Annotated in this window: 15 protein-coding genes and 1 tRNA gene; 4 read left to right on the top strand and 12 right to left on the bottom strand. The window is 71.3% G+C overall.

Annotated elements, in window-relative coordinates; all coding sequences use genetic code 11:
* Positions 1-94: 94 nt before the first annotated feature.
* Genes V4F39_RS06120 through V4F39_RS06110 form a run of 3 tightly spaced genes read right to left on the bottom strand, consistent with a single transcriptional unit; the run spans position 95 to position 1,160 of the window.
* Entirely contained in the window at positions 95-310 is a 216-nt protein-coding gene (locus V4F39_RS06120) for a hypothetical protein (RefSeq protein WP_332288422.1), read from the bottom strand.
* Positions 311-336: 26 nt separating this feature from the next.
* Positions 337-525: a hypothetical protein gene (locus tag V4F39_RS06115; protein ID WP_332288421.1), complete on the bottom strand. Its 189-nt coding sequence runs from the start codon at positions 523-525 to the stop codon at positions 337-339.
* Positions 526-545: 20 nt separating this feature from the next.
* The gene (locus V4F39_RS06110) at positions 546-1,160 is read right to left on the bottom strand and encodes a hypothetical protein (protein WP_332288420.1); all 615 of its coding nucleotides are present in this window, start codon (positions 1,158-1,160) and stop codon (positions 546-548) included.
* A 245-nt stretch (positions 1,161-1,405) separates the two neighbouring features.
* On the opposite strand from V4F39_RS06110, the gene V4F39_RS06105 reads away from it, so the two are divergent.
* Positions 1,406-1,609, top strand: a complete 204-nt coding sequence (locus V4F39_RS06105; RefSeq protein WP_332288419.1) for a hypothetical protein — start codon at positions 1,406-1,408, stop codon at positions 1,607-1,609.
* 6 nt (positions 1,610-1,615) lie between these two features.
* On the opposite strand, the gene V4F39_RS06100 is transcribed toward V4F39_RS06105, so the two are convergent.
* The 6 genes from V4F39_RS06100 to V4F39_RS06075 all read right to left on the bottom strand — a co-directional run bounded on the left by V4F39_RS06100 (position 1,616) and on the right by V4F39_RS06075 (position 11,686).
* A tRNA-Arg gene (locus tag V4F39_RS06100) sits at positions 1,616-1,690 on the bottom strand.
* A 34-nt stretch (positions 1,691-1,724) separates the two neighbouring features.
* Positions 1,725-5,978: a translocation/assembly module TamB domain-containing protein gene (locus V4F39_RS06095; protein ID WP_332288418.1), complete on the bottom strand. Its 4,254-nt coding sequence runs from the start codon at positions 5,976-5,978 to the stop codon at positions 1,725-1,727.
* A gap of 16 nt (positions 5,979-5,994) precedes the next feature.
* The gene (locus V4F39_RS06090) at positions 5,995-7,830 is read right to left on the bottom strand and encodes an autotransporter assembly complex protein TamA (protein WP_332288417.1); all 1,836 of its coding nucleotides are present in this window, start codon (positions 7,828-7,830) and stop codon (positions 5,995-5,997) included.
* The gene (locus tag V4F39_RS06085) at positions 7,827-8,999 is read right to left on the bottom strand and encodes a vWA domain-containing protein (protein WP_332288416.1); all 1,173 of its coding nucleotides are present in this window, start codon (positions 8,997-8,999) and stop codon (positions 7,827-7,829) included. Before V4F39_RS06085 ends, V4F39_RS06090 begins: the two co-directional genes overlap by 4 nt.
* Before the next feature lie 49 nt (positions 9,000-9,048).
* On the bottom strand, positions 9,049-11,082 hold the full coding sequence (locus V4F39_RS06080) for a S9 family peptidase (RefSeq protein ID WP_332288415.1): 2,034 nt from the start codon (positions 11,080-11,082) through the stop codon (positions 9,049-9,051).
* A gap of 13 nt (positions 11,083-11,095) precedes the next feature.
* A complete protein-coding gene (locus V4F39_RS06075; protein WP_332288414.1) occupies positions 11,096-11,686 on the bottom strand; it encodes a GNAT family N-acetyltransferase in 591 nt (196 codons plus the stop codon).
* A gap of 139 nt (positions 11,687-11,825) precedes the next feature.
* Here V4F39_RS06075 and V4F39_RS06070 point away from each other — a divergent pair, with 139 nt between their 5' ends.
* A complete protein-coding gene (locus V4F39_RS06070; RefSeq protein WP_332288413.1) occupies positions 11,826-12,611 on the top strand; it encodes a hypothetical protein in 786 nt (261 codons plus the stop codon).
* A 228-nt stretch (positions 12,612-12,839) separates the two neighbouring features.
* On the opposite strand, the gene V4F39_RS06065 is transcribed toward V4F39_RS06070, so the two are convergent.
* Complete coding sequence (locus V4F39_RS06065; RefSeq protein WP_332288412.1) at positions 12,840-13,694, bottom strand: AAA family ATPase; 855 nt, start codon at positions 13,692-13,694, stop codon at positions 12,840-12,842.
* 109 nt (positions 13,695-13,803) lie between these two features.
* Here V4F39_RS06065 and V4F39_RS06060 point away from each other — a divergent pair, with 109 nt between their 5' ends.
* A complete protein-coding gene (locus V4F39_RS06060; RefSeq protein ID WP_332288411.1) occupies positions 13,804-14,478 on the top strand; it encodes a c-type cytochrome in 675 nt (224 codons plus the stop codon).
* A 73-nt stretch (positions 14,479-14,551) separates the two neighbouring features.
* On the opposite strand, the gene glgA is transcribed toward V4F39_RS06060, so the two are convergent.
* Entirely contained in the window at positions 14,552-16,063 is a 1,512-nt protein-coding gene (glgA, locus tag V4F39_RS06055) for a glycogen synthase GlgA (protein WP_332288410.1), read from the bottom strand.
* Between the two features lie 2 nt (positions 16,064-16,065).
* Entirely contained in the window at positions 16,066-17,331 is a 1,266-nt protein-coding gene (glgC, locus tag V4F39_RS06050; protein ID WP_332288409.1) for a glucose-1-phosphate adenylyltransferase, read from the bottom strand.
* 283 nt (positions 17,332-17,614) lie between these two features.
* Between glgC and V4F39_RS06045 the strand changes: the two genes are divergently transcribed.
* On the top strand, positions 17,615-20,047 hold the full coding sequence (locus V4F39_RS06045; protein ID WP_332288408.1) for a glycogen/starch/alpha-glucan phosphorylase: 2,433 nt from the start codon (positions 17,615-17,617) through the stop codon (positions 20,045-20,047).
* The last annotated feature ends 11 nt before the right edge of the window (positions 20,048-20,058 follow it).

Genomic DNA, 20,058 nt, shown 5'->3' with positions numbered 1-20,058 from the left:
GTTTGCGTGCGCGACTTCACACCGCGCCGACCTGGCCGGCGAGATGCTGCGAAGTGTGATGCGGATGCTTCGATCTGATGCGAGGCGGCGGACTCTACGGCGGCTTGGGCCGGTCCAGCCCGTAGCGAAACGCCTCGACCGCGATGCGCAGCGGCTCCGCGGTCCCGGGCTGCGAGCGGGTTTCGGCGCTGACCTGCATGCTGGCGATCACGCGATCGATTTCGGTGAGGATCTGCCGGCGGTGGGGGCTGGCATCGATCACGCACTGCAGCAGCAGCTTCAGCGCGGCGATGTCGGTGGCGGGGCTCATGGCATCCGTCTCGTGCACGCGTCCGGTCAATGGGCCACGGCGCCCGGCCCGGCCCGGCAGCTGCCGACGGTCGTGGTCTGCGAGGCGACGGTTGTGCGGGACGGCTCGCCGGCCACCAGGCTCGCCGCCGACGCGATCGCGATGCCGATCGCCACCGCCGAGAGCAGGAAGGCCAGGTCGCGGAGCGCGTGGCCGAGGGGTGCATGAGGGGTCACGAGGGAGGCTCCTTGGCGGATCACCGCAGCGTATAGGTCTGCCCTTCGACCTGGAGCAGGAACTTCCAGCCCACCACGGCCCCGCCCGGCGTGATGCGGTAGCAGTCGCTGGCGACCGGCTCGGAGTACTCCAGGCACGCGAAGGCGGCGCCAGCGCCGTCGGCCGTGAGCGACCATCGCACCTCGGTACCGGGAAAGCGCATCAGGTCGCCCGAGCTGCCGGGCTGGGTGGCGGTCGGCAGGTCGGACGTCCATGTGGGCGTGACGGGGGCGGCGTCGGGCCTGCGCATGGCCCGCACGCGCAGCGGCGCGGCCGTGAACTCCATCGTCTGCGTGGTGCTGGACACCGGGGTGCCATCCACCTGCATCGTGACCGTGCGGTGGACCGTCTTGCGGGGCATGCCATCGACCGTGACGTCGGACCCCGGCGCGAACACCTGCACCAGCGTCAACGTGCTGCCGTTGACCTGCCGGCTGGTCTGGGCGGTGACGCCATGCAGGTACATGGCCGTCATCGCGGCGTCGAGGTCGTAGGTCGCGTCGGACGCCGCTTCCTCGCCTGTGCTGCCGCCGCCACCGCCGCAGGCGGCCAGCGCCAGCACGGCGATGGCGGAGAGGAGCGGCCGGCTCTTCATCGATTCCCCACGGGTCGGTCCCCTGTAACGTCGCGCACCCGGCGCGGGCGCGCTGCCTGCGGGGTTGTAGCGCAAGGCGGGGCGGTCTCGTGCGGTATTGCGGCCGCGGGTGAATCTTCACAGGCAGCGGTGGCCGACGCACGCCTGACACCGGATGCTGCGAGGTGCGCGCAGCCGCCTGGCAGGATGCCGCGGCAGCCCGTAGGATCACCGGTCCCAGACCGTGCGCAGCTGCAGCCTTGATGATGGACCCAGACGATCCGAACCGAGCCGACCGCGATGCCGCGGCCTTGTCCGCCGCGGCGGCTGAAGCCCTGTACCTCATCAGCACGCAGCTCAACCTGCTGGCCATGACGCTGGATGAACTGGCGCATGCCGCCGACCCGCAGAAGCTGCAGCAGGTCGCCGACCTGTCGGCGAGCGCCATCGACAAGGCCCGGTCGGGCTGAAGGGCCTGGCGCCCCCGGCAGGAATCGAACCTGCATCTGAGACTTAGGAGGTCCCCGTTCTATCCATTGAACTACGGCGGCCAGGGCTGCGGATTCTAGTGGCTGGCACGCCCCGTCAATTCCAGCGCCAGGTCCAGATGATGTCCACCGCCGGATCGGCGCCGGCCTGGGCCCGCAGCGTGAAGCGCTGGGCCGCACGGTAGATGAGCTGCCAGTTGCCGGCGGCGGTGTTCACCCCGTGCTCGTAGCCGAGGTACACGCGCTGCGAGATCTGCTTGCCGAGGGAGACGACGGTGTCGCGCGTGGTGCCGTTCTCGTCCTGCCGCACCGAGATGTCGTCCAGGCCGATGCTCTTCATGAGGTCGCCGGTGCGCGAGGGGCCGTCGCCGGCCAGCAGCGCCATCGCGGCGCGCTGCAGCAGCGCGGTGTCGTTGCGCGCCAGCCCGTCCGGCGCGCGGCCCAGCAGCAGCCATGACAGCTTGTCCATGTCGGCCATGTCCGGGTCGCTGAACAGCCGCACCCGCGGGTTCACCGCCGTGCCGCCGATCTGCACCCCCACCTGCACGTCGAGGTTCGGACGGATCGCGACGATCTCCAGCCGAGGGTTCTCGACCGGGCCGTCGAAGCGCACGATGCCGCGCTCGATCTCGAGCTTCTGGCCATACGCCGCATAGGTGCCCGATTCGGTGCGCACCGCGCCGTTGACGGCCAGCTTGCCGCCCGGCGTCGTCACGGCGACGCGGCCGCGCAGCTTGGTATCGATGCCGCGGCCGCGCAGCTTGAGCTGCTCGCCGAGCGATACCTCGATGCGCACGTCGGCATTCAGCGCCGGGGCGTCGGCGGCCTCGGCTGCACGGGCCGCGGCCGCGGCCTGGTCGGGCGTGATGGGCGGATCGCCGCGCCGGCGCACGACGACCACGTCGGCGTCGAGCGAAGGCGCATCCCCGCGCGAGAAGTCGATGAGGCCTTCGTCGACCATGAATCGCCCGTCCAGCTTCAGCCGGTCGCCCTCGAAGGCGAGGTCGGCCTGGCCGCTGGTCACGATGCGGCGGTCGAGCCGGCCCAGGGCCATGAAGCGCTGCGCCTCGAGCCGCAGGCGGGCGCTGGGCTTGGCGCCCAGCGTCGCGCCGCCGGTGAGGGTGGCCCGGCCGTCGCCGCCCTGGATGCTGAAGCGCTGGATGGTGGCCTCGGTGCCGCGGAGCTGGATCGACAACTCCCCGTTGCGCGCGTCGATGCCCTGCAGCAGGTTGCGCACGGCCAGGCCGGAACCCACCAGCTCGCCGTTGATGCCGGGTTCTCCGAAGGTCCCGTTGAAGTACGCGCTGGTGCGCAGCTGGCCGGCCAGGCGCCAGGCCGGCGGCACCCACGGCGCCCACACCGCGAGGTTCTCGACGCGCCACTCCAGCACGCCCTGCAGCGGCGTCTGCGGCGCGGGCCAGAGCGCCTGCGGCGGGGTGCGCAGCGTCTGCGCACCGGTCAGCACGCCCAGGTTCGTGCCGGCCACCGCCTGCGTGAAGTACCAGGTGCCGTCCTGCGCGGCGACGGACAAGCGCAGATCGCTCAGGCCCAGCGCCTCGGTGCCGGCCTCGTCGGTGAGGGTCAGGTCGCCGCCGCTGCGCTCGATCACGACGTCGGCGCTCATCGCGCCGGCGGTGTGCAGCTGCAGGCGGCCCTGCAGCGCGAGATCGCCGCCCCAGCGCATCTCGGGCCGGAAGCGGGCCAGCCAGGGCGCGATGCGCAGCGGCTCCAGCTCGGCGTCGACGTCCACGCGCATCGGCTCGGCGTTCGGGCCGGCCGCCTGCCAGCGTGCGGTCTGCCAGCGCAGCGCGGCGCCGAGCAGGTCGATGCGGCCGGGCTGCGCAGCCGCCTCCGCCACGCCGCCGTCCGCGTCGAAGCGCAGGCCGGCCTGCAGGTCGCGCGCGGACAGCCAGGCCGGCTGGGGCTGCGCCCGGTCATTGGCCAGCAGCTCCGCGATGCGGCCCCGCCACCAGCGGGTGCCCGGTTCCCATTGGCCCTCGCCGCGCAGCTTCAGCACGGTGCCGCCGGCCGCGGGGGCCGCCGCGGCGGCGCGCCGGGCTTCGGCCAGGTCGGTCCAGGCGGGCGGGCGCACCGGGCTGCTCGCATCGAGCGTGAAGCCGTGGCGGCGCAGGCTGCCATCGACACGCGCGCGCAGGCTGTCGATGCGTTGTTCGCCGTGCGCCAGCCCGTCTGCGGCCAGGTCGAGCGCGAGCGGCGCATCGGCATCGGCCGAGCCCTGCCAGTTCGCAGCCACCCGCTGCATCCGCAGGTTGCCGGTCTGCAGGGCCTGCACCTGCAGAGTGCCTTCGGTGCGCAGCGCCGGCCAGCGGCCCTGCACGCTGGCCTGGCCTGCCGCCGTGCCGCTGCGAGGCACCCAGGCCTGCAGCGCCGGGTGCAGTGCGCCGAGCGGCGCCAGCGCCGCGAGGGCCGGCGCGGCGAGCGTGGCCTGCCAGCGGTCGGCCGCGGGCCGGCCGCCGGTCAGGCCGTCCACCTCGATGCGGTTGCCGGCGGCGTCCAGCCAGCCGGCCAGGCGGTGGCCCCCGTCGCCCTTCCACTCGACGTGGCCGGTCAGCGGGACGCCGGCCAGCTGGCTGTCGCGCAGGTCGGCCACGGCGGTGCCGCGCCAGGCGGCCCACGGGGCGGCGGGCGTCGAGGCGGCGCCCGCGGGCCCGGCCACCGTGGCCGGTGCCGACAGGTCGGCCTTCCAGCTGCCGTCGAAGCGGTGCGGCCCGCGGCGCCAGGCGGAACCCTCGGGGCCGGGCAGCCAGGGCGTGGGATCGAAGGCGGCGAACTCGCCGGCCGAGCGCAGCGTCCAGGCGCCGTCGGCGGCGGCCTGCCACCGTGCCGTGAGCTGCGCGCGGGCGCCGCCTGCCGTTGCGCGCAGCTGTTGCACCTCGGCCAGCAGCTGGCCGTCCGGCTGGCGCTCGGCCTCGGCCTGCAGCGTGATGCGCGTGCGCGGCGCGGTGCGCTGGGCCAGCCGGCCGTCGAGGTCGCCGCGCAGCGTCGCGCGCAGCGGGGCTTCGGCGGCGGGCCGGCTGCCGTCGGGCGAGGGCAGCCCCTGCAGCGTCAGCGACAGGGGGCCGCCGACCGTCATGGCCGCGGCGCGGCCGTCGAGCTGCATCGGCTGCACGCCCGCCAGGCGCAGGTCGAGCGCGAGCGTATCGGCCTGCCACCGGCCGCTGCCCTCGATGCGGCCGGCACCCGGCAGGCGCACGTCGAGCCGCGTGAAGTCGAGCTGGCGGCGGTCCGACGGCGTGCCGCGCAGCGTGAGGTTCAACGCCTGCATCGGCAGGCGGGCGTCGTCCCACCGGCCGGGCAGCGAATTGCTGAGCGCGATGTCGATCTGCGCCGGCTGGTCGGCGCCGACGCTGTCGACGGTCACCCGGCCATCGAGCCGCGTGGCCGGCAGCCCGGCGCCCAGCGGTGCCAGGTCGAACGCCTTCACGTCGGCCGACAGCGCGGCGAGCGGCCAGGCCGCGAAGGCGGTCACCGTCGCCTGCACGTCGATGCTGCCCGCGGGTGCGGGTGCGGGTGCGGATGCGGGTGCGGGCGCGGGCGCGGGCGCGGCGGCGGCCACGCTGCGCAAGGCAGCCTGCAGCTCGAGGCGTTCGAGCGGCCCCTGCGCCTGCACGTCGGCCTCCCAGGGCAGCGCGGCGTCGGGCAGCGCACGCAGCGCCGCCTGCGCCTGCAGCGCCAATGGCGCCTGGGTGTCGATGCGGGCATCGGCGCTCAGCTGCAGGCCGTCGCGGGTGACGCGCGCGCCGCTCAGCCGGTGCACGCGGCCGTTGTCTTCGCCCAGGTGCAGGCTGGCGGCCAGGCCGGTGAGCGCGGGCTGGTCGTCGATGACCAGCGTCGCGACCGACAGGTCCTGCACTTCGACCTCGACGGGCAGCCTCAGGCTGCGGGGCGCGCCCGATGGCGACGATGGCGCCGTGGCGGGCGCGGTCCGCACCTCGATGCGCTCCGCCCGGGGCGCGACGAGGGTGATGCCCAGCAGCGAGCCTTCGCGCGGGCGGAAGCGCCAGCGCAGGTCCTGCCAGCCCAGGCCGTCCACCACGACCCGCAGGCCGTCCGCGGCGGCGTATTCGACGCGCGTGGCCGCATACGGGCCGCCGCTGAAGACGCCGCGCGGCGCGCTGACCGTGAGGCCGGGCACGCGCGCCAGCAGCCACGCATTGCCGGCCTCGGTGCGCAGCGCATAGGAGGCCAGCGCGACCAGCACAGCGACGAGGGCCAACAGGCCGATCGCGCTGGCCAGCGTCCAGCGCAGGGCGGTGCCGCGCAGGGTGCGCAGCCGCTTCGGGCGTGCCTGCGCGGGGGCGGGTGGGGGAGCGGGGGAGTCGGTCGCCATCGGGAGGTTCGGGCGCCTAGAACTGCACGCCGACGTTCAGGTGCAGCCGCACCGACTGGGTTCTTTCGCCATAGGCGAGGTCCACGCTCACCGGCCCCAGCGGGCTGCGGTAGCGCACGCCGCCGCCGATGCCGACGGCGGGCTTGAGGTCGCTCCAGCGGTCGGCCGCGTTGCCCAGGTCGACGAAGGTGGCCCACCACAGGCCCGGCACCGCGGGGATGGGCCGAGCGATCTCGGCGCTGGCGGTGAACAGCATGTTCCCGCTGTTGACGACGCCGTCGGACTCGGGCCCGAGGTCGCGGTAGCCGTAGCCGCGCACCGAGCCGTCGCCCCCCGCGCGGAAGCGCTGGCTGTCGGGGACCGTGAGGTCGTTGCGCACGAAGACCTGGCCCAGTTCGAGCCGCGTGTGCGCGTACCAGCGCTCGCCCACGGGCTTCCACCACTGCAGCTTGCCGTAGGCGCGCACGTAGGGCCCGTTGCGGGTGGAGCCGTCGAAGTCCTCGCTGTGGGCCTGGCCCGCCGCGCCCTGCAGCGTCAGGCCCACGCCGTCGGTCGGCAGCAGGATGTTGTCGACGTTGCGCCAGGTGCCGTGGGCGTTGAGCGAGATGGCGCGCGAGGTCTGCCGGCCCAGGTCGTTGCGGGTGGTGGAGCGCTCGAGCTCGACGAACAGCAGCCGGTCGATGCGCTCGCCGTCGTAGGCACGGCCCAGGCGGGTGCGCACCGACTGCACCACGTCGCTGCTGGATTCGACCCGTTCGAGGGCGCCCCCCAGCAGGTTGCGCTTCAGCCCCGGCAGCGGATGCGAGGTGAGTTCGCCGTCCCAGGCCTGGCGCAGTTGCGCCAGCTCGAACTTGTTGCGCAGCGTGGCGCGCTCGCCGAAGATGCGCCGGTGGATGTGTTCGAGCGTGGCCCGCGGGCCGGTGTTGGCGCTGTAGCCCAGGCCGACGATGGCCGTCTGCAGTGGCAGCTCGCCCAGCCGCACCGTCACGGGCGTGGCGTCGGCGACGGCCGGGTCGGTGTTGATCGTCACCACGGCGCGGTCGTACAGGCCGGCGCGCTGCAGCCGCTCCTGGAAGTCGAGCAGCAGCTTCTCGGTGGCGGGCGTGCCCGGCCGGAAGTCGGCGAGGTTGCGCACGGTCTGCTCGTCATGCCGCTGCAGGCCGCGGATGCGCAGCTCGCCCGTGCGGAAGAGCGGGCCCGACTGGGCGGTGACCCACAGCACCGCCTCCTGGTCGACCGCATCGATCTCCGCGCGGGTGGATTCCCAGCCCGCGGCGGCATAGCCCGATGCGCGCAGCTGCGCGAGCGAGGCGCTCTTCGCGCTGCTCCAGGCGCTGTTGCGGAACGGCGCGCCGGGCGGCAGCTGCCAGTTGCCCTGCAGCGCGCTGCGCGCGGCCATCGCGTTGGCATCGCCGGCCTCGATCGCCGCCTGAAGCGGGCCCTTCACGCTCCACACCACGTCGTGCACGATGGTGCGCTTGCCCGGCTTGACGCTCACCCGCACGCGCGGCGGGTCGTCGGAGACGCGCCTGACCTCGACCTCGGCGTCGAAGTAGCCCTCGGTCTCGAGCAGCTCACGCGCCTGCGCCGGCGTCGCGGCCTCCAGCCGGCGCAGCTCGGCCGCGGTGATCGGCTCGTCCGGGGCCAGTGCGCGCAGGCGGCCGAGGTCGAGGTAGGTCTCGAGCAGCGTGTCGAGCGTGCCGGGGGCCTCCACCTCGAGCTGCACCGCCGGCGGCGCGACCGGGGCCTCGGCGGTGGCCGGCGCTTCCTCGGGCGGGGGCTTGAGCAGCGCGCAACCCGGCAGCAGCGTGCAGGCAGCCAGCAGCCAGGCACCGGCGGCGTGGAACCTCATTTGCTGAGCAACCGCATCGCTCCTTCGAGGCCCGCCAGCGTCAGCGGAAACATGCGTTGGTTCATCAGTTGCTGGATCACGGCGATGCTCTGCCGGTATTGCCACACGCCTTGCGGTTCGGGGTTGATCCATGCGAATTTGGGGAATGCATGGGTGAGCCGCTGCAGCCATTCGGCGCCCGGCTCCTCATTGTTGTATTCGACGCTGCCGCCGGGCTGCAAGATTTCGTAAGGGCTCATCGTCGCGTCGCCGACGAAGATCAGCTTGTAGTCCTTGTTGTACTTGCGGATCACGTCCCAGGTCGGGAACTTCTCGCTGTAGCGGCGGCGGTTGTTCTTCCACATGAAGTCGTAGACGCAGTTGTGGAAGTAATAGAACTCGAGGTGCTTGAACTCGGTCTTGGCGGCGCTGAAGAGTTCCTCCACGCGGTGGATGTGCTCGTCCATCGTGCCGCCCACATCCATCAGCAGCAGCACCTTCACTTTGTTGTGGCGCTCGGGGATCATCTTGATGTCGAGCAGCCCGGCGTTGGCGGCGGTGGAGTGGATGGTGTCGTCGAGGTCCAGTTCCTCCGCGGCACCCTCGCGCGCGAAGCGCCGCAGCCGGCGCAGCGCCACCTTGATGTTGCGCGTGCCCAGCTCCAGCGTGTCGTCGTAGTCCTTGAAGGTGCGCTGGTCCCACACCTTCACCGCGCTGCGGTTGCGGCCCTTGTCCTGCCCGATGCGGATGCCTTGCGGGTTGTAGCCGTACGCGCCGTAGGGGCTGGTGCCGCCAGTGCCAATCCACTTGTTGCCGCCCTGGTGGCGTTCCTTCTGCTCCTCGAAGCGCTTCTTCAGCGTCTCCATCAGCTCGTCCCAGCCCATCTTCTCGATGGCGGCCTTCTGCTCGGGCGAAAGCTCCAGCTCCAGCGTCTTGCGCAGCCATTCGAGCGGCACGTCTTTCGAGAAGTCGGTCAGAAGTTCCACGCCCTTGAAGTAGGCGCCGAAGGCCCGGTCGAACTTGTCGAAGTGGGCCTCGTCCTTCACCAGCGTGGTCCGGGCGAGGTAATAGAAGTCGTCGACCGAGGGGCCGATCACGTCGGCCTTCAGCGCTTCGAGCAGCGTCAGGTATTCCTTCACCGACACCGGCAGCTTGGCCGCACGCAGCGTGAAGAAGAAATTGATCAGCATGGCGGTGTCCGGCAGGGGGCGTGGCGCCCAGTGTAGGCAATGGGCGCGCCTACGCCCGGCGCTTGCGGGCGGGGCGCTGGCCCGGGTCGAAGCGGCGCAGCCAGTCGAAGAACTCGCCGTACCAGAGCTGGCTGTTGCGGGGCTTCACCACCCAGTGGTTCTCGTCGGGGAACCACAGCAGCCGCGCCTCGACGCCGCGGGCCTTGAGCGTGTTGTAGTAGGCCAGGCCCTGGGCATCGGGCACCCGGTAGTCGCGCGCGCCGTGGATCACCAGCGTGGGCGTCGCCATGCTGGCGGCGAAGGTGTGCGCGCTCTGCGCAGCGACCTGCGCCGCCTGTTCCCAGTAGGCGCCGCCCAGTTCCTGGACGTGCCAGCTCCAGGCGTCGTTGGCGAACATCGCCGTCCAGTCAAAGCAGCCGGCGTGGCAGACGTAGGCGGCGTAGCGGCCCGGCGGGGCATGGCCGTTCATCCAGGCGACGAGGAAGCCGCCATAGCTGCCGCCGGCGGCGAAGACGCGGCGCGGATCGGCCCAGGGCTCGCGCAGCAGCTGCTCGGTCGCGGCCTCGATGTCCTGCATCTCGAGCGCGCCCCAGCGGTGCGTGATGCTGTCGAGGAAGGCATAGCCGAAACCCGACGAGCCGTGGTAGTTGACCGACGCGACCACGTAGCCCTGGGCCGCGAAGACCGCGGCACTCCAGCGGTAGTGCCACACGTCGCCGGCCGCGGTGTGCGGCCCGCCGTGGATGACGTGCAGCAGCGGGTACTTCCTGGCGGGGTCGAAGCCCGGCGGGTACATCAGCCACACCTGCACCTTGTCGCCCTGCGCGCCGGTGCACCAGGTTTCCTCGCTGCGGCCGATGGCGTGCGCGTTGAGCAGGCTGTCGTTGAAGCGCTCGATGCGCCGCGGTGCCTGGCCCGGCAGGCAGGCGTGCACACGGGCGGGGTGCGTGGCCGCGTCGGCGAGCGTGACGGTGGTGCCTGCCGCCTTGTCGAAGCCGTGCACCCAGCCGCCTTCGCAGACCACCTCGGCGCGGCGGTCCGGCAGGTCGAAGCGCCAGAGGTGCCGGCGGCCGCGCTGCTCGGCGGCGAACAGCACGGCCTGGCCGTCGTCTTCCCAGTGCAGCGGGGCCTGCACCTCGTGGTCCCATTCGGCGCTCTCGACCGCCCAGCGGCCGGTTCGTGCCCCGGGCCTGCTGCGCTCCCAGACCGCCAGCTGCGCCGGCATGGTGTGCTTGCGCTCCTGGTGGCTGGCGACGAACGCGATGCGCTCGCCATCGGGGCTGTAACGCGGGGCGGCGAAGCCCCAGTCCGCGTCGCGCGCGATCAGGTCGATGCGGCCGGTGGCCAGCACCAGCTCGGCCAGTGCGCAGCGGCCGTCGACGCGCTTGTCCGGCGCCGGGTCGTAGGCGAAGACGATGCGCTCGCCATCGGGGGCGATGTCGAAGGTGGTGGCGTCCGGCGCGGCGCGGCGCAGTTCGTAGGGCGTGCCTTCGAACAGGTCGCGCAGCCGGCCGGTGTCGACGTCGACCAGGTGCAGGTGCGGCACCCGGCCCATCGGCAGTTGGTCGTCCCAGTAGCGGTAGAGCGTCTCGCTGGTCGCGTAGCCGGTTTCCTTGCGCTCGTGGTGCTGCTTGTGCGCTCGGGCCTGGGCCTTCGGCCCGCGCAGCGCAGGCCACACCCACGAGATGAAGGCGATGCGCCGGCCGTCGGGCAGCCAGCGGAAGGCCTCGACGCCCGTCGCCACGGTCGCGACGCGCCGCGCCTCGCCGCCGTCGGCGGGGATGACGTAGAGCTGGGGCGTGCCGTCGCGCTCGCCCTCCTGGTCGCGCCGGCCGATGAAGGCGATGCGGTCGCCGCGCGGGCTCCATTGCGGCTGGCCGTCCTTCTCGCCGCCATGCGTCAGTGCGCGGGGGCGGCCGCCCAGCGTCGACAGCAGCCACAGCGCGGTGCGCGATGTGTTGGCCTGCATCGCATAACGTGTGACGGGCACCACCGCCTGCGAGCCATCGGGGGACAGGCTGGGCGGCCCGATGCGCTCGATCTTCCAGAGGGCATCGACGTCGAAGGGCTTGCCGGTGGCCATGGCGTGCGGCTCCTCAGCGCGGCTTGGCGAGCTGCCAATCCAGGTGTGTGCGCACCGTCGGCCATTCGGCCGCGGTGATGCTGTAGACGGCGGTGTCGCGCAGGGTGCCGTCCGGCATGCGCGAGTGGCAGCGCAGGATGCCGTCGAGTTGCGCGCCCAGTCGTTCGATCGCGCGGCGGCTCTGCGTGTTGAGGCGGTGGGTGCGGAACTCGACGGCGATGCAGTCCAGCGCCTCGAAGGCGTGGCCCAGCAGCATGCGCTTGCACTCGGTGTTCACCGGGCCGCGCTGCACGCGGGCGCCGAGCCAGGTGCTGCCGATCTCGACGCGGCGGTTGGCCGCATCGATGTTCATGTAGGTCGTCATGCCCGAGGGCACGCCGGCGGCGTCGAGCACGGTGAACGGCAGCATCGAGCCGGCTTCCTGCAGGCCCAGGCGGCGCGCGATCTCGCCGGCCATGCGCTCCGGCGAAGGCACCGAGGTGTACCAGAGCTTCCACAGCTCGCCTTCGCGCACCGCGTCGGCCAGCGGCGTGGCATGGTCGGGTGCCAGGGGAACCAGGGTGGCCGAGCGGCCGGTGAGGGTGGTGGGGAGAGGCCAGATCATGAAGGTTCGAGCAAGGCCAGGGAACTGGTGTTTTTCTTGCTGTTCAGAGGGGCACACGGCCTGATGATCGCACCATCGCTGGGCCCGCTTCTTCCGCAGGGATCCTCCGGAATCTTCCCGACGCCACCAGCCGCCCGTCATGAACCTACCGCTGCGCCCCCTCCTGCACGCTGCCGTCCTGCCATGCCTGCTGGCCTGCGCGCTGTGGGGCGCCGGCGGTGTTGCCGCCACCGCGCACGCCGCGCCATGGGCCGTGCCGGCGCCCGCTGCGGCGGCGTCGGGCTTGCGCATCCAGCTGGCCAAGCCGGTGGTACGCCGGCCGCTGCTCGGGCCGGGTGCCTTTGCCGCGCCGCGCAACTGTGCGCTCGATCCCTTTGCCGACGCCAATGGCGAGCAGCGCGAGCGCCAGTTCGACCACGCCGACCGCGACTGCCCCGGCGAGCGGTTTGCGCTCAACATGGCGGCGCCGCGGCCCTCGCGGCCCGCAGCGGCACAGGCACGGCGCTTCGACCTCTCGGTCGACCAATGGATGAGCGCCCGCATGGACCGGCTGATGACCAGCGCGCGCCTGGGCTGGATGGCCACCGGCGACGCCCGCCTCGGCTGGCAGACCGCCCGTGCGCTGGTCGCGGCCGGCAGCCTGCTGCGGCTCAATGACGACTGGGCGATGGAGCTTCAGTTCGGCCGCGACCGCAGCGCCGCCGCGTTGCGCTCCCGCGCCAAGTGGTCCACGCTGTGGCGCGTGGCGGGCGAGCATCTCTTGTATGTACAGGTTGCCGCGGAGGAGGCCGGCGCAGCGCAGGTCATCGGCCTGCGCTGGTGGCTGGCGCCCCGGCGCGCGACGCTCGACCTGTCGGCCCACCGCTCCTTCGACGGCGAGCGCATCGAACCGCGCTTCAATCTCTCGGTGCGACTGGGCCGGTAGCCGGGCGCCTGGCGGGCGGTGCCATGTACGCATGGCACCGGGTGCCCCATCACGCGCGGCCAGCGCCCGGCCGCTCCGAAGCGGCCGCGCAACCCGCCCGGCGGGTGGTGCCATGTACGCATGGCACCGGGTGCCCCATCAAGCGCGGCCAGCGCCCGGCCGCTCCGAAGCGGCCGCGCAACCCGCCCGGCGGGTGGTGCCATGTACGCATGGCACCGGGTGCCCCATCTACCGGTTATGGCGCTGCATGAACACGAGCTTCTCGAACAGCGTCACGTCCTGCTCGTTCTTCAGCAGGGCGCCCAGCAGCGGCGGAACCGCGACCTTGTCGTCCTTGCTTTGCAGCGCTTCCGGCGGAATGTCCTCGGCCACCAGCAGCTTCAGCCAGTCGATCAACTCGCTGGTGCTGGGCTTCTTCTTCAGGCCCGGCAGGCCGCGCACGTCGTAGAAGTTCTTCAGCGCGGCGGCCAGCAGCTCCTTCTTGAGCTGCGGGAAGTGCACGTCGACGATGCGCTGCATTGTCTCGGCATCGGGGAACTTGATGTAGTGGAAGAAGCATCGGCGCAGGAAGGCGTCGGGCAGCTCCTTCTCGTTGTTCGAGGTGATGAACACCAGCGGCCGGTGCTTCGCCTTGATGAGCTCGCGCGTCTCGTAGACGTAGAACTCCATGCGGTCGATCTCGCGCAGCAGGTCGTTCGGGAACTCGATGTCGGCCTTGTCGATCTCGTCGATCAGCAGCACCACGGGCTGGTCGGCGGTGAAGGCCTGCCACAGCGTGCCCTGCACGATGTAGTTGCGGATGTCGCGCACCTTCGCGGCGCTGTCGGCGTCCGAGAGCTGGCTGTCGCGCAGCCGGCTCACCGCGTCGTACTCGTACAGGCCCTGCTGCGCCTTGGTGGTGCTCTTCACGTGCCACTGCAGCAGCGGCATGTTCAGCGCGGCCGCCACTTCCTCGGCCAGCATCGTCTTGCCGGTGCCGGGCTCGCCCTTGACCAGCAGCGGCCGCTGCAGCGTGATGGCGGCGTTGACGGCCAGCATCAGGTCCGGGGTGGCGACGTACTGTTCGGAGCCTTGGAATTTCATGGGTGCGGCGGCCCTGGAGGTCGAGCCGATAAGGGTTCAGCCCAGTATAAGGGTCACCCTATAATCGCCGGTTGAACTCAAGCCCGTAGCCATAGCCTTCGCCAAACCGATGAACAACGTCCTCACCTCGATGCTTGTGCTGGCCTTTGCCGGCGCCGTTCCGGCCGCCCACGCCCAGGACATCAAGCCCGATGCAGCGGCCGGCGAGAAGAAGGTGGCGATGTGCATCGGCTGCCACGGCATCCCGGAGTACAAGGCCTCGTTCCCCGAACTGCACATGGTGCCGAAGATCTCGGGCCAGAACGCCAAGTACATCGCCGCCGCGCTCAACGGCTACAAGTCCGGCGACCGCAAGCATCCCACCATGCGCGGCCTGGCCGGCACGCTGACCGACCAGGACATCGCCGACATCTCCGCCTTCTACGAAGCCAACGTCGTCGAGGCCGCCCCGGTGCCCGAAGCACCCGCGGTTCAGCCCCGCCCCGAAGTCGCGGCGCTGCTGACCAAGGGGGCGTGCGTCTCCTGCCACGGCGCCAACTTCTCCAAGCCGATCGACGGCACCTATCCGAAGATCGCCGGCCAGTACGCCGACTACCTCTACGTCGCGCTGAAGGCCTACAAGGTCACGGGCAGCCCGATCATCGGCCGCGGCAACGCCATCATGGCCGGCCAGGTCAAGCAGTTCAGCAACGTCGAGTTGAAGGCGATGGCGCAGTACATCGCCTCGCTGCCCGGCGACCTGCAGACGCGTCCCGAATCGCGCTTCCGCCAGGCATCGCGCTGATACCGGCGCACGCGCCGGACGCCAAGAAGGCCGCTGGAGACAGCGGCCTTTTTGCTTTGAGGGTGCGGGCGGCTCAGCCTTCCGGCATGCCGCGCGGCGCACTGGCCCGCGCCGCCACGGCCTCTTGGTAGAGCGCCAGGTACTGCCGGGCCGGGCCCTCCCAGGAGAAGTCCTGGGCCATTGCGCGCTGGCGCATCTGCTGCCAGATCACCGGTTCGACGAACACGTCGCAGGCACGGTGCACGGCCTCTTCCAGCGCGCCGCCGGTGGCGGCGTCGAAGGCGAAGCCGGTCGCGCGGTCGGTGTCGAGCGCCTCGGGCGTGGCATCGGCCACCGTGTCGGCCAGGCCGCCGACACGGCGCACCACCGGCAAGGCGCCGTAGCGCTGCGCGTACATCTGCGTCAGGCCGCAGGGCTCGAACCGCGAGGGCACGAGCACGAGGTCGGCGCCGGCCATCACGCGGTGCGCCAGCGCCTCGTCGTAGCCGATGCGCACGGCGACCTGCCCGGCATGGGCCTGCTGGGCCATGCGGAAGGCGGCCTCCAGCGCCGGGTCGCCGGTGCCCTGCAGCACCAGCTGGCCGCCGCGCTGCAGCAGCCCGGGCAGCGCCGCCAGCACCAGGTCGAGCCCCTTCTGCGAGGTGAGCCGGCTGACCACGCCGCACAGCGGGCCCGCGGCCTTGACGTCGAGCCCCAGTTCCTGCTGCAGCGCGCGCTTGCAGGCGGCCTTGCCGGCCTGCAGGGTGGGGACGTCGAAACGGGTCGGGATGCCGGGGTCCGTCGCCGGGTTCCACACGGCTTCGTCGATGCCGTTGATGATGCCGTGCACGTCGCGGCCGCGGCCGCGGATCACGCCGTCGAGGCCGAAGCCGTGCTCCGCCGTGGCGATCTCGCGGGCGTACGTCGGGCTGACGGTGGTGACGCGATCGGCGAACTTCAGCCCCGCCTTCATGAACGAGAGCTGGCCGTGGAACTCCAGGCCCGACGGCGACATGAAGCGCGACGAGAGCCCCAGTGCCGGGAAGTCGGCCGGCGGGAACAGCCCCTGGTAGGCCAGGTTGTGCACCGTGTAGACGGCTGCCGCGGTGGTGGGCGGGTGCGCTGCGACGTAGGCGCAGGCCATCGCGGCGTGCCAGTCGTGGGCGTGCATGACGTCGGGCGTCCAGCCGGCGTCGAGTTCGCCAGCGGCCAGGTGGGCGCCGATCCAGCCCAGCAGGGCGAAGCGCTGCAGGTTGTCCTGCCACTCGTGGCCGCGGCTGTCCTGGTAGGGGCTGCCGCCGCGCCGGTAGAGGTAGGGCGCATCGATCAGGTAGACCGGCACGCGCGTGCCCGGCATCTGGCCGAGCACCAAAGTCACGCGCCCGGCACCGAACAGCGCACCGAGTTCGAGCACGCGCTTGCCGTGCAGCACCGCGTCGAGCATCGGCGGCAGGCCCGGCACGAGCAGCCGCACGTCGGCGCCGGCGCGCAGCAGCGCGGGCGGCAGCGCCGCCACCACGTCGGCCAGCCCGCCGGTCTTGACCAGCGGGAACACCTCGGCCGCGACGTGCAGGACCTTCAGCGAGGCACCGGGCCGTTCCGCCACCGTCATTGCAGCGCCGCCAGCATCTCGCGCGTGACCAGCACCACGCCCTCCTCGCTGCGCACGAAGCGCTGCGCGTCCTCCTCGGGGTTCTCGCCGATCACCATGCCGTCGGGGATCTTGCAGCCGCGGTCGATGATGACCTTGGTCAGCCGGGCGCCGCGGCCCACCTGCACGTCGGGCAGCAGCACCGAGAGCTGCACCTTGGCGTGGGAATGCACGCGCACGCCGGAATACAGCACCGTGCGCCGCACCTCGCCGGAGACGATGCAGCCGCCGGACACCAGCGATTCGATCGCCGTGCCGCGCCGGTCGCCCATGTCGTGGACGAACTTCGCCGGCGGCAGCTGCGGCTGGTAGGTCCAGATCGGCCACGTGGTGTCGTAGAGGTCGAGCTTGGGCACGGTCGCGGTGAGGTCGATGTTGGCGTCCCAGTAGGCATCGATCGTGCCGACGTCGCGCCAGTAGGCCTCCTCGCCGCGCAGCGCGCCGACGCAGCTCAGGTCGAAGGGGTGCGCGATCGCCTTGCCGGACGCGACGGCCTTGGGGATGATGTCCTTGCCGAAGTCGTGCTGCGAGTTCGGGTCGTTCATGTCGCGCTCCAGCTCCTGGTAGAGGTAGCGCGCATTGAAGATGTAGATGCCCATGCTGGCCAGCGCCCGGTCGGGCTTGCCCGGCATCGGCGGCGGATCGGCCGGCTTCTCGACGAAATCGAGGATGCGCCGCTTCTCGTCGACGTGCATCACGCCGAAGGCGGTGGCCTCCATGCGCGGCACCTCGATGCAGGCGACGGTGCAGTCGTGGCCCTGCTCGACGTGGTCGGCCAGCATCAGCGCGTAGTTCATCTTGTAGACGTGGTCGCCGGCCAGCACCACGATGTAGTCGGCGCGGTAGCTCGCGATGATGTCCTGGTTCTGGTAGACCGCGTCGGCCGTGCCGCGGTACCAGGATTCCTCGTCCACCCGCTGCTGCGCGGGCAGCAGGTCGACGAACTCGTTGATCTCCGGCTTCAGGAAGGCCCAGCCGCGCTGCAGGTGGCGCAGCAGGCTGTGGCTCTTGTACTGGGTGATCACGCCGATGCGGCGGATGCCGGAGTTGATGCAGTTCGACAGCGCGAAGTCGATGATCCGGAACTTGCCGCCGAAATACACGCCCGGTTTGGCGCGGCGGTCCGTCAGGTTCTTGAGCCGGCTGCCGCGGCCGCCGGCCAGGACCAGGGCGACGGCGCGTTTTGGGAGGTCGAAGTTGCGTGCCACATCGTGCGAGGCCATGGGTGTCTCCCGTTGTGTGTTGGCGTGGGATCGTTGGTAACTGCGATGTACTTCCGGGGTCGGCAGGGGGGCCCGCGGGCGACGGCGTCGCGCCGGGGCACGGTGGCAGGATAGCCCGGTATGGCGGCCCTTGCACCTGCGCCGGGCGGCGAGGCTGCGCGTTGCATCCACGCTGCGCCGGCAAGGCATTGCAGCATGAAACCCGGCCGGAATATTGCTGGTGTGACCAAAATCGCGGCCACTGAAATGCCCCGGCCGGCGTTTCCCGAAGGAGCTCAGGACCATGACGAACCCTACTTCCGCGACCGACCTGGTCGCTGCCACCGAACGGCACCTGCTCGACACCGTCGGTGTCGAACCCGCCCATGCCGCCGCCCCCGAAGTGCTGCAAGCCGTCTCGCAGGCCGTGCGCGAGCAGCTGTCGCAGCGCTGGGTGCGCACCCAGGCCATCGACCGTGAATCGAAGGCGCGGCGCGTCTACTACCTGTCGATGGAATTCCTGATCGGCCGCACCTTCGGCAACGCGCTGGCGTCGCTGGGGCTGCAGGGCGACGCGGCCGCCGCCGCCGAGAAGCATGCCAAGACCCTGGAGGACCTGGCCGCTGGCGAGCCCGACGCCGCCCTCGGCAACGGCGGCCTCGGACGGCTGGCCGCGTGTTTCCTCGACTCGATGGCCACGCTCGGCCTGCCGTCCTTCGGCTACGGCATCCGCTACGAGTACGGCATGTTCGCGCAATCGATCCAGGGCGGGCGGCAGGTCGAGCACCCGGATTCGTGGCTGGAGAACGGCACGCCCTGGGAATTCCCGCGGGCGGGCATCGGCTACCCGGTGCGCTTCGGCGGCTGGGTCGAGCAGCCGGCGCTGCCGGGCGGCAAGGCGCAGTGGCGCCCGGCGGCCGAGGTCAATGCCAAGGCCTACGACATGGTGATCCCCGGGCATGGCACCGACAAGGTCAGCACGCTGAGGCTGTGGAAGGCGGTGGCGCCGGCGCACATCGACCTGCACGCCTTCAACTCGGGCGACTACGCCCGTGCGGCGGAGGTGAAGAACGAGTTCGAGAACATCTCCTGGGTGCTCTACCCGAACGACAGCACGCCCGCGGGCCGCGAGCTGCGGCTGCGGCAGGAATACTTCTTCACCTCCGCGTCGATCCAGGACATCCTGGCGCGCCACCTCGCGGAGCACCCGTCGCTCGCCAACCTCCACGAGAAGGTCGCGATCCACCTGAACGACACGCACCCGGCGATCGGCGTGGCCGAGCTGATGCGGCTGCTGGTCGACGAACACGGCTTCGTGTGGGGCGATGCCTGGAAGGTCACGCAGCAGACCTTCTCCTACACCAACCACACGCTGATGCCCGAGGCGCTCGAGACCTGGTCCGTCGACCTGATGCACCACGTGCTGCCGCGTCACCTGGACATCATCTTCCGCATCAACCACGACTTCCTCGAGTTCGCGGCCACCAAGCGGCCCAACGACATGGACTTCCTTCGCCGCCTCTCGCTGGTGTCGGAGGGCGGCGAGAAGCGCGTGCGCATGGCCAACCTGTCGATCGTGGGCAGCCACAAGATCAACGGCGTCTCGAAGCTGCACTCCGACCTGCTGGTGGAGACCATCTTCTCGGACTTCGCCCACCTGTGGCCCGAGCGCTTCACCAACATGACCAACGGCGTGACGCCGCGCCGCTGGCTCGCGCAGGCCAACCCCAAGCTCGCGACGCTGCTCGACCAGACGCTGGGCACCGCCTGGCGGCTCGACCTCGACGAGTTGGGGCGGCTGAAGACCGAGGGCGACAGCAGCAGCTTCCGCATCGCCTTCGCCGAGGCGAAGCAGGCCAACAAGTCGCGCCTGGCGGCGATGATCGCCCGCAGCACCGGCCTGAAGGTCGATCCCACCAGCCTGTTCGACGTGCAGGTCAAGCGCATCCACGAGTACAAGCGGCAGTTGCTCAACGTGCTGCACGTCGTGACCCGCTACCACGCGATCCTCGACCAGCCCAACGCCGAGTGGCAGCCCCGCACGGTGATCTTCGCCGGCAAGGCGGCGTCCTCGTACTTCATGGCCAAGCAGATCATCCGGCTGATCCACGACGTGGGCGCGGTCATCAACAACGACCGCCGCGTCGGCGACCGGCTGAAGGTCGTGTTCGTGCCGAACTACGGCGTCTCCGTGGCCGAGGTGATCATGCCGGGCGCCGACCTCTCGGAGCAGATCTCCACCGCCGGCACGGAGGCCTCCGGCACCGGCAACATGAAGCTGGCGCTCAACGGCGCGCTGACGATCGGCACGCTGGACGGCGCCAACATCGAGATCGGCCAGGCCGTGGGCGACGACAACATCTTCATCTTCGGGCTGCGCACGCCCGAGGTGGAGGCGCAGCGCCGCGCCGGCTACCAGCCGATGCGCCTGTACGAGGCCGATCCCCGGCTGAAGGCGGTGCTCGATGCGATCGGCTCCGGCGTGTTCTCGCCCGACGAGCGCGACCGCTACCGCGGCCTGATCGACGCGCTGCTGTGGGGGGGCGACCACTATTTCCTGCTGGCGGACTACGATGCGTACATCCAGGCCCAGGCGAGGGTCGACGCGCGCTTCCGCGACCGCGACGCCTGGGCCCGCAGTGCGATCGCCAACGTGGCCGGCATGGGGCCGTTCTCCGCGGACCGCACGATCGGCCAATACGCGAAGGAGATCTGGCATGTCGAACCCCGTCCCTGAAGACCACCGCT

Source organism: Aquincola agrisoli (assembly GCF_036621135.1).
GTDB lineage: Bacteria > Pseudomonadota > Gammaproteobacteria > Burkholderiales > Burkholderiaceae_C > Aquincola > Aquincola agrisoli.
This window is presented reverse-complemented; position numbering and strand designations above follow the sequence as displayed.

What these genes read in the sequence shown, in the direction of transcription:
- V4F39_RS06120 (WP_332288422.1), bottom strand. Translation starts at nt 310, where the DNA reads ATGAGCCCCGCCACCGACATCGCCGCGCTGAAGCTGCTGCTGCAGTGC.
- V4F39_RS06110 (WP_332288420.1), bottom strand. Translation starts at nt 1,160, where the DNA reads ATGAAGAGCCGGCCGCTCCTCTCCGCCATCGCCGTGCTGGCGCTGGCC.
- V4F39_RS06105 (WP_332288419.1), top strand. Translation starts at nt 1,406, where the DNA reads ATGGACCCAGACGATCCGAACCGAGCCGACCGCGATGCCGCGGCCTTG.
- V4F39_RS06095 (WP_332288418.1), bottom strand. Translation starts at nt 5,978, where the DNA reads ATGGCGACCGACTCCCCCGCTCCCCCACCCGCCCCCGCGCAGGCACGC.
- V4F39_RS06090 (WP_332288417.1), bottom strand. Translation starts at nt 7,830, where the DNA reads ATGAGGTTCCACGCCGCCGGTGCCTGGCTGCTGGCTGCCTGCACGCTG.
- V4F39_RS06085 (WP_332288416.1), bottom strand. Translation starts at nt 8,999, where the DNA reads ATGCTGATCAATTTCTTCTTCACGCTGCGTGCGGCCAAGCTGCCGGTG.
- V4F39_RS06080 (WP_332288415.1), bottom strand. Translation starts at nt 11,082, where the DNA reads ATGGCCACCGGCAAGCCCTTCGACGTCGATGCCCTCTGGAAGATCGAG.
- V4F39_RS06075 (WP_332288414.1), bottom strand. Translation starts at nt 11,686, where the DNA reads ATGATCTGGCCTCTCCCCACCACCCTCACCGGCCGCTCGGCCACCCTG.
- V4F39_RS06070 (WP_332288413.1), top strand. Translation starts at nt 11,826, where the DNA reads ATGAACCTACCGCTGCGCCCCCTCCTGCACGCTGCCGTCCTGCCATGC.
- V4F39_RS06065 (WP_332288412.1), bottom strand. Translation starts at nt 13,694, where the DNA reads ATGAAATTCCAAGGCTCCGAACAGTACGTCGCCACCCCGGACCTGATG.
- V4F39_RS06060 (WP_332288411.1), top strand. Translation starts at nt 13,804, where the DNA reads ATGAACAACGTCCTCACCTCGATGCTTGTGCTGGCCTTTGCCGGCGCC.
- glgC (WP_332288409.1), bottom strand. Translation starts at nt 17,331, where the DNA reads ATGGCCTCGCACGATGTGGCACGCAACTTCGACCTCCCAAAACGCGCC.
- V4F39_RS06045 (WP_332288408.1), top strand. Translation starts at nt 17,615, where the DNA reads ATGACGAACCCTACTTCCGCGACCGACCTGGTCGCTGCCACCGAACGG.